The 13,917-nt window shown below is 29.6% G+C and carries 18 protein-coding genes; 11 read left to right on the top strand and 7 right to left on the bottom strand.

Annotated features, from left to right (window positions below; translation table 11 throughout):
* Entirely contained in the window at positions 1 to 387 is a 387-nt protein-coding gene (locus ACY2RX_RS03310; RefSeq protein ID WP_490102544.1) for a JAB domain-containing protein, read from the bottom strand.
* A gap of 289 nt (positions 388 to 676) precedes the next feature.
* On the opposite strand from ACY2RX_RS03310, the gene ACY2RX_RS03305 reads away from it, so the two are divergent.
* A complete protein-coding gene (locus ACY2RX_RS03305) occupies positions 677 to 1,777 on the top strand; it encodes a hypothetical protein (RefSeq protein WP_490102543.1) in 1,101 nt (366 codons plus the stop codon).
* 53 nt (positions 1,778 to 1,830) lie between these two features.
* Here ACY2RX_RS03305 and ACY2RX_RS03300 read toward each other — a convergent pair whose 3' ends face one another.
* Positions 1,831 to 3,012, bottom strand: coding sequence for a type IV secretory system conjugative DNA transfer family protein (locus ACY2RX_RS03300; protein ID WP_490102542.1), 1,182 nt, complete (start codon positions 3,010 to 3,012; stop codon positions 1,831 to 1,833).
* 97 nt (positions 3,013 to 3,109) lie between these two features.
* Positions 3,110 to 4,714, bottom strand: a complete 1,605-nt coding sequence (locus ACY2RX_RS03295; protein ID WP_490102541.1) for a recombinase family protein — start codon at positions 4,712 to 4,714, stop codon at positions 3,110 to 3,112.
* A gap of 378 nt (positions 4,715 to 5,092) precedes the next feature.
* On the opposite strand from ACY2RX_RS03295, the gene ACY2RX_RS03290 reads away from it, so the two are divergent.
* The 7 genes from ACY2RX_RS03290 to ACY2RX_RS03260 all read left to right on the top strand — a co-directional run bounded on the left by ACY2RX_RS03290 (position 5,093) and on the right by ACY2RX_RS03260 (position 10,034).
* Complete coding sequence (locus ACY2RX_RS03290) at positions 5,093 to 5,500, top strand: hypothetical protein (protein ID WP_490102540.1); 408 nt, start codon at positions 5,093 to 5,095, stop codon at positions 5,498 to 5,500.
* A 60-nt stretch (positions 5,501 to 5,560) separates the two neighbouring features.
* Positions 5,561 to 6,028, top strand: coding sequence for a replication protein (locus tag ACY2RX_RS03285; RefSeq protein ID WP_490102539.1), 468 nt, complete (start codon positions 5,561 to 5,563; stop codon positions 6,026 to 6,028).
* 157 nt (positions 6,029 to 6,185) lie between these two features.
* On the top strand, positions 6,186 to 6,539 hold the full coding sequence (locus ACY2RX_RS03280; RefSeq protein ID WP_490102538.1) for a helix-turn-helix domain-containing protein: 354 nt from the start codon (positions 6,186 to 6,188) through the stop codon (positions 6,537 to 6,539).
* Complete coding sequence (locus ACY2RX_RS03275) at positions 6,529 to 7,020, top strand: hypothetical protein (protein WP_490102537.1); 492 nt, start codon at positions 6,529 to 6,531, stop codon at positions 7,018 to 7,020. The genes ACY2RX_RS03280 and ACY2RX_RS03275 overlap by 11 nt, the downstream gene beginning before the upstream one ends.
* 370 nt (positions 7,021 to 7,390) lie before the next feature.
* Positions 7,391 to 7,999 carry a hypothetical protein gene (locus tag ACY2RX_RS03270; RefSeq protein ID WP_490102536.1) on the top strand — a complete coding sequence of 203 codons (609 nt, stop codon included), beginning with the start codon at positions 7,391 to 7,393 and terminating at the stop codon, positions 7,997 to 7,999.
* A 35-nt stretch (positions 8,000 to 8,034) separates the two neighbouring features.
* Complete coding sequence (locus tag ACY2RX_RS03265; protein ID WP_490102535.1) at positions 8,035 to 9,204, top strand: hypothetical protein; 1,170 nt, start codon at positions 8,035 to 8,037, stop codon at positions 9,202 to 9,204.
* Positions 9,205 to 9,212: 8 nt separating this feature from the next.
* On the top strand, positions 9,213 to 10,034 hold the full coding sequence (locus ACY2RX_RS03260) for a hypothetical protein (protein WP_490102534.1): 822 nt from the start codon (positions 9,213 to 9,215) through the stop codon (positions 10,032 to 10,034).
* A 236-nt stretch (positions 10,035 to 10,270) separates the two neighbouring features.
* On the opposite strand, the gene ACY2RX_RS03255 is transcribed toward ACY2RX_RS03260, so the two are convergent.
* Complete coding sequence (locus ACY2RX_RS03255; RefSeq protein ID WP_490102533.1) at positions 10,271 to 10,504, bottom strand: DUF8108 domain-containing protein; 234 nt, start codon at positions 10,502 to 10,504, stop codon at positions 10,271 to 10,273.
* Position 10,505: 1 nt separating this feature from the next.
* Positions 10,506 to 11,252: a hypothetical protein gene (locus ACY2RX_RS03250; RefSeq protein ID WP_490102532.1), complete on the bottom strand. Its 747-nt coding sequence runs from the start codon at positions 11,250 to 11,252 to the stop codon at positions 10,506 to 10,508.
* Between the two features lie 116 nt (positions 11,253 to 11,368).
* Between ACY2RX_RS03250 and ACY2RX_RS03245 the strand changes: the two genes are divergently transcribed.
* From ACY2RX_RS03245 to ACY2RX_RS03235, 3 genes are all read left to right on the top strand, one after another.
* The gene (locus ACY2RX_RS03245) at positions 11,369 to 11,617 is read left to right on the top strand and encodes a helix-turn-helix domain-containing protein (RefSeq protein WP_490102531.1); all 249 of its coding nucleotides are present in this window, start codon (positions 11,369 to 11,371) and stop codon (positions 11,615 to 11,617) included.
* Positions 11,618 to 11,766: 149 nt separating this feature from the next.
* Complete coding sequence (locus ACY2RX_RS03240) at positions 11,767 to 12,183, top strand: recombinase family protein (protein ID WP_490102530.1); 417 nt, start codon at positions 11,767 to 11,769, stop codon at positions 12,181 to 12,183.
* A gap of 1 nt (position 12,184) precedes the next feature.
* The gene (locus ACY2RX_RS03235) at positions 12,185 to 13,213 is read left to right on the top strand and encodes a recombinase family protein (protein ID WP_490102529.1); all 1,029 of its coding nucleotides are present in this window, start codon (positions 12,185 to 12,187) and stop codon (positions 13,211 to 13,213) included.
* Between the two features lie 19 nt (positions 13,214 to 13,232).
* On the opposite strand, the gene ACY2RX_RS03230 is transcribed toward ACY2RX_RS03235, so the two are convergent.
* Complete coding sequence (locus tag ACY2RX_RS03230) at positions 13,233 to 13,532, bottom strand: type II toxin-antitoxin system RelE/ParE family toxin (protein ID WP_490102528.1); 300 nt, start codon at positions 13,530 to 13,532, stop codon at positions 13,233 to 13,235.
* The gene (locus ACY2RX_RS03225) at positions 13,525 to 13,776 is read right to left on the bottom strand and encodes a type II toxin-antitoxin system ParD family antitoxin (RefSeq protein ID WP_490102527.1); all 252 of its coding nucleotides are present in this window, start codon (positions 13,774 to 13,776) and stop codon (positions 13,525 to 13,527) included. Before ACY2RX_RS03225 ends, ACY2RX_RS03230 begins: the two co-directional genes overlap by 8 nt.
* Between the last annotated feature and the right edge of the window lie 141 nt (positions 13,777 to 13,917).

The following is a 13,917-nucleotide window of genomic DNA, read 5'->3' as shown; positions in this document are numbered from 1 at the left end:
TTAGAGAATTCCTTCGTTTGCAAAAGACAAAAAAGATTCAGAAGTTACGATGAGATGATCTAAAAGTTTGACATCAAATAAAGCGACTCCTTTAGCTATTTTCTTAGTGATGTCTTCATCTTTTTTAGAAGGTTTTAGTTTTCCCGACGGATGATTATGCGCAACAATAATTTGTGAAGCATATGTAAGTAATGTTAATTGAAGAATCTCTCGAATATTAACTGTGACTCCGTGAACATCTCCACAATTTATGGTAGAAATTCCTAGTACACAATTTGCTCTTGATAAGAAGACTACCCAAAAGAATTCTTTAACATCAATTAGTTTTGGATTGATGTATGTCTTTAAAAAATCATATACATCCTCTGCATTAGTAATATGTTTCATTTTTGAAAATAATGGTCGCTTGTAGTGAATTTCTACTTCACTACGACCCATAAGGTGGGTTGATAGATTTTTTGATTTCATTTTTTTATTTATTTAAAGGTTTATTTGTAACCAGTATGAACGAAATTCATTTATTGATATAGATAACCTTTTTTGTAAGTGAAATAATTAAGTAAAGGTTAAGTAACTCATTTTAAATAAGGGTAATATGGTTTTTAATAAGGTGTTTTCTCTTGTTGTTGAATGTTAGTTAACTGCGATATTTGCATAAACATAAAACAAAAAAGCTATGAAGAAATCAAGTAATTTTATGACAAAAACAATGATTGTTTTTACATTAATGGTAATTACTATTTGTTGTAAAACATTAGTAGTAGATAACAAATCATCAGTAACTGGGAAAATTTTGAAGACAGATATGACCCCACTTTCTAGTGTTACTATAAAAAAAGGAGAGAAAGTTATTGGTATAAGTGACAAAAAAGGAAACATCAAAATTAATAGAAGAAGTTTTAAAGATGGAGATGTATTAGTTTTCGAAAAGAAAAATTTTGTAAGTATTTATAAGGTAATAAAAGAAAATTCAACACTAGATGTCTTAATGAAAAAGAGAAATGATATTGTTGAAATAAATTCTGAAAAAGGAGGAATTATTAAATTTGGAGATGGAGGTTCTTTAAATATTCCTAAAAATGGATTTATGATAAAAGGAAAACCATATAGAGGAAATATTAACATTCAAGCAACATATATAGATGTTACTGATTCTAAAGAAGTAATGAGTGCACCAGGAGCCTATATTGCTGAAAATAAAGATGGTAATTTATATTCCTTAACTTCTTTTGGAATTGTTGAAATTAATGTTAGTGATTCGAAAAATGACATCTCTTTAGATTTAAAAAAAGGTACTGGTTTAAAAATATCTTATCCGTTAACAACAAAAAACACTCCTGATAGAGTAAATTTATATGAATTAAATGTAGAAACTGGATATTGGTCAGAAAGAGGTTTCCTTCAAAATACAGGCTCAACTTTGCAAGGTGTTGTAACAACTGTAAATAGTGTATGGAATGCAGATGAACCTTGTTCAGATGTTCTTGTTTGTGTAAAGATTAAAGTGGTATTTACTAATGGAAACCCAGGATGTGGAGTAGATGTAAATGGTGTTTCTTATCAAGGATACGATGGGAGATATTTTCCAGATGCAAATGGATATGTTCAATTTATGGTATGTCCTGATAGTGTTTTTGAATTAGGTGCTTGTTATACAGTTTGTACTTCTTGTCCTCCAGGTAGTGGAGCTGTCTATAAAAAAACAATAGATTTATCTACTGTTACTATGAACCCAAGTGGGTGTACTGATTTAGGAACTTGGGTGATTCAGAATTAAAATATAAACAAGAATAAGTAAGATATACAGGTTTCAAAACCTGTATATCTTACTTATCTAATTAATTCATTTGTAGTAATTGTCTTTGCAGAAAAAGGAGCTGGTGATTTACCATTTATAAGTAATTTTATATAAATATGAAAATGCTCTAAATTGGTAAAATCAGATGTTTGAAAAATAGGATAAAACTCTTGAGCCATATATTTTGCATCAGCTTGACCTAACTTAAAACAAATAATCGTTCCAATATTTCCCAAAACAGCATTTTTAATATCAGTTTGGAGTTGATGAAGATATTGATGAGCTAGTATAAAACCAATTTTAAACTTCCGTAATTCAGAAAACATATTGGTAAGTGATGCTGTAGTGTAATTTTGAAATTCATCAAGGTAGATATAGAAAGGGATTCGTTTATCTTCTTCGCTGTCTATACGACTAAATCCAGCTGATGAAAGAGAAGTGAGCAGTAATGACCCAAGTAAATGTGCTCCATCTGTTCCCAAACTTCCTTTTGATAGATTAACTAAAAATATCTTCTTGGAATCCATTATATTACGTAATGAAATCTGATTCGTGTTTTCAACCAGTATCTTATTAACCATTGGAATAGATAAAAAACTCCCTACTTTATTCAGTACAGGCAAAAGGTCATTTTTTGAATACTTTGGAAATTCCAATTGCCAAAAACGAACAACATTTTTATTTACTACATTTCTCACACACTCATTCTTATAGTTTTGTTCCAATAATAGTTTTGGAATATCACTAAAATTAGCTTTGGGTTGGTCAAGAAGAGTTAAGATTACATTCCGCAAAATATATTCTAATTTTAACCCCCACGACTGCTGACCCCATAGCTTTTGAAAAGTTTCTAATATACTTGAAGCTATTAATGCTCGTTTGTTGTAACTCACTTTTTTAAGAGGGTTATATCCAATATCAATATTTGGGTTAGTGGCATCAAGGAGAACAATATCTTTTTTTCTATACTCTGGTATTAATAATAAAACCTCTTTTAACAAATCTCCATTAATATCAAACAAACAAAAACCTCTCTCTTGAATCATATCTTGATAGATAAGAGTTTTCATGAGGTTTGTTTTACCACTCCCTGTTTTTCCAAGTAAATACATTCCGAATAATCTATTATGTTGATAGATACCAAAAAGCTCGTTTTGGTCTCTAAAATCAACGCGTGCAAAGTAACTGATGTATGGGTTAAGAAAGGTTTTCATAGACTCAGATTAACGTGTCTGAAGAAGGGAATATAGATTAGCTTTATTGTAAATAAATATTAGTATTGTAAAATTGTGTTTATTGATGGAGTTATAATTATTCGTTCTGTTTCAAAAAATCTAAATCTTTTGAGATTGATTGTAAATTTATAGTTCGGAACGTGTTACATAATTGACCCAATTCGTTACAAGTCTTTGCATTTACTAACTCTTTAAAGGGAGAACGTATTGTAAAATATAGCTTTTTACCATCTAACATTAAGTTCGATAGTGAAAAATTGATAAGCCCACGTTTTAATTCAGTTTCCGAACTCATAAATAATTCGTGTGCTTTTTGAGATAGGGATAATATTTTTCGAACATTAATATGATATTGTTCGTCCTTGCCCGTTTGAGACTCTAAATGGACACTGACAGCTTGTTGACGTTCTTTTAGAGTGATTAGTTTAGAATTATACATTTCATCGCTTATAGGGCTATTGGGCTTGGTATATTTATCAAATAAAGAATCTATGTGCTGTTGAATTAAGCAATGTTCTTTTTGTAAACTTTTTATGGTTTGGTTTTGAAATTTTTTATGAGACTCGTGCAGAATCCTTAATTGATTTACAACTTGTTTGATTTGTTTATCCGTTAGTTTTATTGAGTGAAAAAAACTTTCAATTTGCTCAATTAAATGTGTCTCATTTACATAGATTTTTTTACAGTTGTTATAATAATTTGTACAGCTATAAAGAATAAATCGCCCCTCCTTTTTACTTTCAGCAGTAATGGTGCAACCGCAATTTTTACAAGTAATAAGTGATTGAAAAAGTTTGAGTACCTTTTGTTTATTCTTGGTATTATTTCTGTTTTTTAATTCAAATTGTTGTTGAACAGTATCAAAAAGTTCTTTGGTTATTATAGGTTTATATTTATGAGGAAATAGCTTTCCTTTAAATTTCATTAATCCATAGTAGAAAGGGTTATGCAAAATATCAGCAATAAGTCTTCGTGAAGCTTTTTTATCATTTCTACTTTTAAAATTATGTTTAAAAGACCAATCTATTAATTGGTTTAAGGAATACAAGCCTGTTGCATACATTTTGAATAATTTTTGGATGATTTTAAATTCTTCTTTTAATGGAATAATATCGGTAGTCCTTAATTTTCCTCTCACCACTTCTTTTATTGCATGATATCCTCTTGGAATAGTTCCAGTAGCCCACTCTCCTTTAAGAATTTTTCCTTCTAAGCCTCGCTTGGTGTTATCACTAATACTATCAGCAAAATACTGTGCTAGAGCTACAGCCATATTAAACTGAAACAAATCGATTGCAGTAGATTGCTGATGAACAATAAGGTGATCAGAAACGAAGTGTAATTCAATCAACCCTTTTTTTCTCAATTTGTCTAATTTCGGTAGCCATGTTGGAAAATCTCGAAGAAGACGATCTACTTTATCTGAGCAAATAGCAATCGTTTTTCTTGATTTTACAATGCGGTTTAAAAAACGTTCAAATTCTTTTCGTTCTAATATACTAGCACTTTCATCAAAGGCATATTCTTCTATAAGTGATAGTTGTTCATTTTTATTGATATAATCTCGTAATCGTTCTATTTGTGCAGGAATAGAGTTTCCCTGTGCTTTTTGTTCTTTTGAAGAGACACGAGCAAGTAAATAAGCATCTTCGGCTTTTAAGTCTTTATCATATATTTTCATTGTTTTTCATAAAAAAAACAAAAGGGAGTAACGGATTAGCAATTTAAGTCGCCAAACTAAAAATTTCCGTTACTCCCTTTTGTTCTTAAATAGCTTATAATTTCTAGTTTGGCTTTTTGATTATAGCATTGTTTTTATTTTGAGTTAATGTTTTTTTATCTATTATTAACAGAATATTGAAAAACCCTATTAAATTATTAATTGGTTCTTCCTTAACATTAGTTTCATTTTTTAACTTTTTATTGGTATCCATAAATCATAATAAACAACGATGTAATTGCTCGTTACAATTTTATAACTAAAAAAAACAAGAATATAGATATCCTTTTTTGTAAAAACGCCAATAAAAAAGAAATACATTGATGCTATAATTAAAATATGAAAACCACCCCAAGCCAAGAACAACTGACCAAATCACTAAAAAAAGAAGCCCTCAAAATGGCGGTTGCTTGCGTAAGAAATACCGTAATTGAAAACTACCTCTCAGGAGTATTTCCTCAATCAAAAACAGGGGATTATTCAGATGTAAAAGTCGTTATTCCTTTTGGCGAAATTCCTTGGAATAAACTCTCACGAATTAGTGATAATGAAATGATGGCATTTAATAAAGAAGTATCAAATTTAATTTACACATATTTACAAAGCTTATTAAATCCACATTTTGATAAACAAATCAAAGAGGAATTTATGAAGTATGCCAATGTATTTTATCCAGACAACTGGGATGAACCACATATTAATGAAAAAATAATTGAAATGGTAAGAATATCAAAACACAAAAACTAATACCTGAAATACAAATGTGATTATCTATAATTCCATACAAATTATTAGTATGCTGTAAGGATGAGTTATATCTATTTTACCAATGTTCCCAATACAATTTTTGATATTCATTTACAACAATTAGGCTATGCAGAGTTAAAGGTACTACTGGTTATTATTCGTCAAACCTATGGTTGGAAAGATACACGTACAGGCAAACACAAATGTTGGGATTGGATATCGCAACAGTTTTTCGTTAGAAAAACAGGACTCTCTGGAAGGGCTGTTTCGACTGCAATTTCCAAACTTATAATTAAAAATTTAATAAAAGTTAAGAATGAACAAGGAAGACTGATATGCAATAGCAAAGAACGTCAATTTGCTTCAAAACTCTATTTCTCAACAACTTTTCAAACAAGCTGTGAAGTTAGGAGCAGTAAACCAGTGAAGCAAGTTCACACTACAATAATTAAACATACAAATAGGTACAGTGAAGGAAGTTCACAGGGATTGAAACGATTACAATTTAAAAAACATACAAAACCTTAATAAACCAACTTATACCCATTTCTTCCACTAAATATTGAGAGACAGCGAATTTTTTTTGTAGTATTTACAAAATGGAGTATCTATATTGTGGTGGGAGAAAGCCTTAAAATAGTAACAGCGTTGGACAATTCATTAACCCCCAATGCTTTTTATTTTTATGACAAACGCATTACACCTCCTTAAAAGTTATCGAGAACGAACAGGCGTATCACTTCAAGACATGGCAACCTTTATTGGTATAGATACTGGTAATCTTTCCAAGGTAGAACACGGTAAACTCGATGCCAGTATTTTAATTCTCTTTTCGTACCATCTCATTCTTAAAATCCCTATTGAAAAACTGTTTAAAAATCACTATCCCGAAATTATAAAAAACTGCTTGAGGAATGGGCTTGTTTTGAAAGATAAATTAATGGACGAGATGAAAGCACCGCATATTGATAAACGCCTTATTCTTGTGGATACAATTATTGATAGACTTCTTGAATTGGATAAAAATCATGGACGTTAGTCCTATGGTTATTGCGCTGTACCCAAACGCATTTGGTATGGGGTATGTCATTAGTGAAACACCCAAAGAATTGATTAACTATGGTGTAGCACGAGTGAGACCACTTTCTAAAAGTTGCTATGTAAAAAGACTGCTTTATTACATTAAGCAATACCGCCCAACAATCATTATACTTCGAGGATATCGAGATACTGACAATCGAATCAGTAAACGAGTCATCAATATTATACAAACCTTTGAGCTTGAAGCGGAAAAACAAAATTTACCCATTTTCAAATATTCAAGAGAGGATATCAAGCAAGTTTTTAAACAGTTTGGTGGAAACTCTAAATATGCTATTTCAAAAACAATTAGTTCTTGGTATCCAGAGTTGCAATCACGGATGCCTGATATTCGCAAAAATACGAAAGCAGAGCATTATCAAATGGGAGTTTTTGATGCTTTTGCGTTAATGTTAACCCATTATTATGTTGAGAATTAAATAATTTTATCGTTTTAACACGTATTTTCTTTGCAAGATCTTCATGAGCTTACCTATGTTCTGCCATATACAATAATCCCACTTCTGCTAAAGAGTCATCCATATCTACTTATATCCAAAACTTCAGGGTGAATGGGGAGGTTTTATTAATGATGTTATACAGAGTAACGCTACTAATAATATCAATATTCTAGGTTATGATATCGCCAAAGGAGGAAATCAATATCTTAAAAATTATGCTCCAAATGAATCCAATGTTGAGATTAAAGTTTTAGGTCCAATTTTAGATAAAAATAGTAGTGGAGATTTTGAGCTTTTTAATCTTGGAAGCACTAGTAAAAATTCAAATGGGAATAGTGCTGCACTAAATTTGAAATATAAGAATTTTAAAATATTACTAACAGGAGATCTAAATAAGAAAAGTCAAGATTTACTTAGTAAATACCATGATAAAAAAGAATTTTCTTCAGATGTTTCTAAAGCATGTCACCATGGTAGCGATGATGTTTCATATAAATTCCTAGAAAGTATTAATGCAGCGGCTACTATAATTTCAAGTGGTGATAATGAGTCCCACTCTCACCCAAGACCAAATGTTTTATCGATGTCTGCTATTACTGGTTTTAAAACTACAAATGGAGATTCGTTAAAAACTCCTCTCATCTATTCTACTGAATTGGCAAGGAGTTTAAAAATAGGTCAACCTTATGCTGCTAATATTAATCATCCAAAAGATAGTTCAATAGAAAATAACTTATTTATTGATGATATAAGTGAAGTTTGGGTTAATTATAAAACAACGAATGCAGGCGATTTAAACCCAAGTGATGAAGTGAAGAATTTAAGTTATTTGAACGTAATTGATGGAATTATTTATGGTCTTGTAAATGTTCGAACAGATGGTAAGAAGATACTCATTGCTGTTAGAAGTGAAAAAGGTCATAAATGGGATTGTGAAACTTTTAATTCTAGATTTTAAATTAAAAACGATAAATAAAATAAATTGCAAAAAAAATGAAAACAAAATACTTAACTATAATAATCTCTTTACTTTTAGTAAAAATAGTTATAGCACAAAATAATCAGAATAACTCTGAAGAAAAGTTTGATTATCAATTTAAAGGGTATATTCAATTAAGAGAATTTAATGGAACTATAAATATGTCTGACAATATATGGACAGCTGATAAATATAGATTTAATGTAATTGGAGAAGAAACCGCTAAAATTGAAAATAATGAATTTGAATATGTATTACTTAAGCTAGTTAAGTTTGGTGGTGGATATAATTTTATTAGAAGAATTGATAGCACTAAACTAAAATCTCTAATTAATAATGTTGATTTGGTTTCATTAACTCAAATAACAGAAATAAATAAAAAAACTGATTCAGTTCTCGATTTATATAAAATTCTACCTAATTTAAGTGATACTGAAAAATCCTTTTTAAAAAACAAAAGGGATTCAATTGTTAAACTTAAAGAAATCAAGATTAATAAAATTAAAACTAAAATCCCTTTTACTAAAGATTCTATTTACAAAAAAGCCAATGAAATTACATTTATAAAATCTTGGAATAAAAAGGGATGGTTTAAACGATTTTTTACAAGTAGTGATACAATAAGATACTCAACTAGGTTTATAAAAAACTATGTAGATGTTAGTAATCAAGATAAAATTTTTTGGCTAAAAAAAGATAAGTTTAATAAACATATAGAAAAGGGGTATATTCAAAAAAGATATCAAACTCCAATACAATTTGCTTATGGGGCCTCGCTTTCAATTCCTTTTAAAATAAGACCTAATATAAAAGAGCAAAATATGAAAATTACTCCAGAAATTTCTTTAGGGGGGTATTTTGGATTGAGAAAAAGATTAAATAGATTTAAACCAATTTATTTATATATTCCAGTTATAACTGCTGGAGTTACAACCATTGGTATTAACAATAATAATGTTATTGATGAATCTACCACTACTTTAAGTAATGTAGAAGATGGTTTAGTATTTGCAAGAACTTTTAGTATTGGAAGTTTTGTTGAATTTAATTCTTTTCAAATGGGTTTTGTTGTAGGATGGGATAAAGGTGGAGGTGAAATAGCAAAAGACTGGATATACAATGACCAGCTCTGGTATTCATTCAGTATTGGCTATAACTTCTTGAGAAGGAATGATAATAAATAATTTTTTTCATGAATAAAGATATTCGTAATATATCATATGTATTTATTAATCCAGTTACAAAATTAAAAGATAAATATTTAAATTTTTTAGGTGTTCCTCTTGAAAGTATGTATGAAGAAACAGGAAAATTCACATACTCTTTAAATTCCAGATTGTTTAAACAACATCTTGATTCTATTGAAGAGAACTTCTATGAAAAAGGAGATATTAAAAAAGGAGATTTATCTTTTAATAACTTACTTGATGAAGTGACTTATGTTAAGAAGTATTTAAGCGAAAGAAAAGATATTCGACAACTTAATTTGTATTTGAAAAATTTTGTAGAGGATATAGCTCATCATAAATTGCGTTGTAATGTGATTAAAAATCAAACGCAAAATTCTTCATCAAAAATTACCATTGAAAAATTAAATCTTTATTTAGACAAGACATCTGATGAGTTATATATTAATCTTGGTAAAGCTATAGACTTAAAAAGCAGAAAACTTTTTAGTTTAGATATTAGTACAAAACGAATAGAAAATAAAACTCCTCAAGTTATTAATCTTCCTGAACCAAAAAAAGGACTATCAGAAATAAAAAAAACAAATTATAGATTTGGTAAACATTTATTTCGTTCAATAAAAAGAAAAATTTATGATGTTATTTGTGATTCAGATGACCGTGTAGGGAAAGAAATCTTATCAAAAGAAATAATTATAAAAAGAGTAACCGAAGCATTAAATAAGATTGGAATGTTTGCTGATAATATTATTTATTCAGTAATCGCTCTAGTTTTAGTGTTTTCGCTTGATGTTTTTTGTAAAATGACCAAGCCAAAAGAAGTATGAAATACTAAAATAAACAGGCTTGTTTATAAAATTAGCTATCTTTTAATAACTATATGTAAAGGTCAAAAATTTCAAATAAAAAAGTAATCGAACTAAAATCATCTCTTTCATACCTATCTCTATTTTGTTCCTAGTTTGATTCTGACTTACTTTTTTTATATGAGGCCTAATCGAAGAAATTTAAATAACTAAAAAACTCCAACAAAAAAGCTGGAGTTTTCATTTATAAAATTGTCTTATTTCAATATTTTCTTTTTCTCTTTTTTAGAAAAATGATACAGAATATTAGGTATAAATGCCATCCAAAAAAAGAAAAAGGCTAATAAAACATGTACCGTTGTTGATGCGGTATTTCTTGTCAATAAAAAATACTCTGGTGTTTCTTCCTTTAAATTCCAATCATTTGCTAGATACATTTTCATATCTTTAATAGCTTCTTCTCTTTTCTGAGTTTGTTCTTGGTTTTCCATATTAATTTTGTCTTGATTTTTGAATTTCTGTTTTAATCATTTTCATTTCGTTTACATCAATATGTCTATAGGCAGTTTTAATAGCTTCTTGATAATATTCTTCTAATGCTTTTGCTGTTGGGTTATACACTCCTGTATCTTCTGACATCATCTGCCTTGGGGTTGGTTTTCCTGTCCACGTTTTGCTTCCTTGAGTAATAATCTCTTTACGAGGAAGTGCTATTGTTTTTTTCCAAAACTTCTCTCCAGTAAAAGGATCTGTTGCTTCTATAATAATATTACCAAAGTGATAGAATGTTCCCGATACCTTGTAATGGTTTGGTGCATTTTTACTAATTACTTGTGCCCAATTCGTTTCTTGTTTGAGTTTTAAGTTCCCCTCGTCTTTTAAACTAATTCTAATCTCTAATGCAATATCAGAATTCTTTTTGTCTCCATATACCATTTCGTCACGATTTTTAAAAGGTCCACGTAATGAAAAGCCTTTAGCAATCAGCATTTCTTCAAAGTCATCTGCCATATTTTCTATAAATGTAGAATAAGGTTGAACTCTTAAATTTGGGTTTTTGTCTGCAAAAACTGGGTTCAAAAGTGCAATGGTAATGTTAGCACTTCTTGGATTGGCTCGGTCTTGTGGTGTGTAATCAAAATTCGGGTTATATCTAGGTACTTCTTTTTGTACTACTTTAGAACTTGAACCACAACTTGTAAGAATTACAAGACTTAAAATAAATAAAATTTTTTTCATAATGTTTTGTTTTTATTAAGTTAAAAAGCAAACATAACAAATAAATTTTAAAATCCAACATATATGTTGGGTTGTTTGTTTTCAAATACATCTATTTTTCTATAAATTTTAGAGAAATGAAAGTATTTGAAGGCGAAGAGTTCATAAGACTTACAGGAAAACAAGTCAAAAAATTTCGGAAAGAACAGAATATGACTCAATTTGATTTAGCAGTTAAATCTGATATGGAAGAAAACGCATTACAACGTATAGAAACGGGTCGTACAAATGCTACTTTGAAAACCCTTCTTAAAATTGTTAATGCACTAGGAATTCAATTTAAAGATTTATTTGATTTTACAAAAAGTATTGATTCAGAAAATTAACTAAATTACGTTGTCAATTATGGATTTTAATATTATAAAAACACACTTTTTGCTTACTTATATTTTTAGTGTTTGAAACATTTGTGTTACTTTAGACATTGAATGTCAATAAGTAAACAATGAAAAAAAGAGTTGGAGTGTGGATTCGTGTGTCCACCAAGTTACAGCAAAATTCAGACAGTCCTGAGCATCATTTACAAAAAGAAAAAATGTATGCAGATTTGAAAGAATGGGAAATTGTAGAAGAATATCATCTAGAAGCGGTTAGTGGAAAAAGTGTTATGGCACATCATAAAGCTCAGCGAATGTTAAGAGATATCCAAAGTGGCCATATCCAAGGTCTTATCTTTTCTAAAATTGCACGACTAGCAAGAAACGTAAAAGAACTGTTGGAGTTTTCTGATGATTTCCAAGAATACAATGCTGATTTAATTTCATTACATGAATCTATTGATACAAGTTCTCCATCTGGTAGGTTTTTCTACACAATCATTTCTGCAATGAGCCAATGGGAAAGAGAAAAATATTGTGGAACGAATCAATTCTTCAGTAGAAGTAAGAGCTAAAATGGGAAAAGTAATGGGGGCTATTCCCTTTGGATATAAGCGGGTCGGAAAAGAAGAAATGGAACTTGATGAAAAAGAAGCCCCAATCCGAAAAATGATGTATACGCTGTATTTAGAACATCAACGTTTTGGAACTGTTGCAAAAATTTTAAATGATAAAGGATACAGAACAAAACGAAATAGTCTGTTTTCGGGAATAACAATTAAGCGTTTACTCAAAGATCCAACAACCAAAGGAATTAGACGGTCTCATCATACTAAAATTAATAAAGAAGGAAAAACTGTAATACGTGATAAAAAAGAATGGTACATATATGAAGCACCAAGAATTGTTTCTGATGAATTATGGGACGAAGTAAATTTATTAATTACCAAACAAGAAAAAGGAAGAATTCAACCTCTTAATAGAAAAGTACATTTGTTTACAGGCTATTTGTTTTGTGAATGTGGTGGTAAAATGTATATCCCATCAGGGAATCCAAAATATACTTGTAAAAAATGCAAACGTAAAATTGGAATCGAGGATATTGAAGAAATTTTCAAAGAACAACTTACGGAATTTATCTTATCTAAAGAAGATGTAAATAGATATTTTGATGGAACTCATACCGTAATAAATGAGAAAAAAGAGGAAATAAAAATTATTGAATCAAAGGTTGAAAAGTTAGAAAATAAAATTGAAAAAATATTTGAGTTACATGAAAAAGGACAAATTGAAACTGATCGTTTTAATGAATTTTATGACAAACCAAATAGAGAAATAAAACGACTTAAAATGAAAATTCCAGAACTGGAGGGAGAGATATTTGCATTGAATGATCAATTTAAGTCTAGTGGATATATTATAGAAGAAGCAAGATCATTATATGAAAACTGGAGTAAACTTACCAAACTACAAAAACGAAAAATTATAGAAATCATCACAGAAAAAATAATTGTTGAAGAACAGGAAATAGCTATAAACCTTAACTATATCCTGCCCAAAACCACTTCTTTTAAAACGACTGCAAATGGGTTACATAAACTATAGCCATTGTTGTGTGCAGTTTTTATTCGGTTATTCTTTTCTTTAAATCCATTCTTTCGTGCAATATTCTCGTGATTTCCACATAGTTTTTATCCAAAGTTCTGTAGAATATTATGTGTCTGTTTAATTTAACTCCGAGAAGTTGCTTTGATATTCCTTCGTAGTTTTTTCCCAACTTTGGATTTTCTGCAATTTCCTCACAGTGGGAAATCAGTCCATCGTAATATTTGTCAGCTTGTTTTTCAGACCAAACCTCAAATGTATAATCCCAAATTTTGGATAAATCCTCGACAGCTTTGTTGGTCAGTTTATATTTAGCCATTCGAGTGCTTTTTCGCTTTCAAAGATTCAAGATGTTTTTTTTGGTCAAAATCGTGAGCAATTCCGCTGTCGATTCCTTCCTGTATTGCATTTTTTAGTGCAATTACTTTACTTTCTTCTTCTTCTAAAAGTCTTAATCCAGCACGAATGACTTCACTAACGTTTTTAAACCTGCCTTCATTTATTCGACTTTGGACGAATTGGTCAAAATAATTCCCGAGCGATATTGATGTGTTTTTGTTCATTTGACATAAATTTACTCAAATATACCAAAAATTGATATTATAGCAAAATTTTTCTCAAATTGCACACAACGGTCTCGTATAACCGTCAGTTACGGGTTAATATGCGTTAATTTTCGGTTTAGCACAGGCGTTAGCAATTCC

This window comes from Polaribacter sp. 2405UD43-2, assembly GCF_058147125.1.
This window is presented reverse-complemented; position numbering and strand designations above follow the sequence as displayed.

Excerpts from the sequence above, each read along its gene's own strand:
- ACY2RX_RS03310 (WP_490102544.1), bottom strand. The coding sequence starts at position 387 with ATGAAACATATTACTAATGCAGAGGATGTATATGATTTTTTAAAGACA.
- ACY2RX_RS03305 (WP_490102543.1), top strand. The coding sequence starts at position 677 with ATGAAGAAATCAAGTAATTTTATGACAAAAACAATGATTGTTTTTACA.
- ACY2RX_RS03300 (WP_490102542.1), bottom strand. The coding sequence starts at position 3,012 with ATGAAAACCTTTCTTAACCCATACATCAGTTACTTTGCACGCGTTGAT.
- ACY2RX_RS03295 (WP_490102541.1), bottom strand. The coding sequence starts at position 4,714 with ATGAAAATATATGATAAAGACTTAAAAGCCGAAGATGCTTATTTACTT.
- ACY2RX_RS03290 (WP_490102540.1), top strand. The coding sequence starts at position 5,093 with ATGAAAACCACCCCAAGCCAAGAACAACTGACCAAATCACTAAAAAAA.
- ACY2RX_RS03285 (WP_490102539.1), top strand. The coding sequence starts at position 5,561 with ATGAGTTATATCTATTTTACCAATGTTCCCAATACAATTTTTGATATT.
- ACY2RX_RS03280 (WP_490102538.1), top strand. The coding sequence starts at position 6,186 with ATGACAAACGCATTACACCTCCTTAAAAGTTATCGAGAACGAACAGGC.
- ACY2RX_RS03275 (WP_490102537.1), top strand. The coding sequence starts at position 6,529 with ATGGACGTTAGTCCTATGGTTATTGCGCTGTACCCAAACGCATTTGGT.
- ACY2RX_RS03265 (WP_490102535.1), top strand. The coding sequence starts at position 8,035 with ATGAAAACAAAATACTTAACTATAATAATCTCTTTACTTTTAGTAAAA.
- ACY2RX_RS03260 (WP_490102534.1), top strand. The coding sequence starts at position 9,213 with ATGAATAAAGATATTCGTAATATATCATATGTATTTATTAATCCAGTT.
- ACY2RX_RS03255 (WP_490102533.1), bottom strand. The coding sequence starts at position 10,504 with ATGGAAAACCAAGAACAAACTCAGAAAAGAGAAGAAGCTATTAAAGAT.
- ACY2RX_RS03250 (WP_490102532.1), bottom strand. The coding sequence starts at position 11,252 with ATGAAAAAAATTTTATTTATTTTAAGTCTTGTAATTCTTACAAGTTGT.
- ACY2RX_RS03245 (WP_490102531.1), top strand. The coding sequence starts at position 11,369 with ATGAAAGTATTTGAAGGCGAAGAGTTCATAAGACTTACAGGAAAACAA.
- ACY2RX_RS03235 (WP_490102529.1), top strand. The coding sequence starts at position 12,185 with ATGGGAAAAGTAATGGGGGCTATTCCCTTTGGATATAAGCGGGTCGGA.
- ACY2RX_RS03230 (WP_490102528.1), bottom strand. The coding sequence starts at position 13,532 with ATGGCTAAATATAAACTGACCAACAAAGCTGTCGAGGATTTATCCAAA.
- ACY2RX_RS03225 (WP_490102527.1), bottom strand. The coding sequence starts at position 13,776 with ATGAACAAAAACACATCAATATCGCTCGGGAATTATTTTGACCAATTC.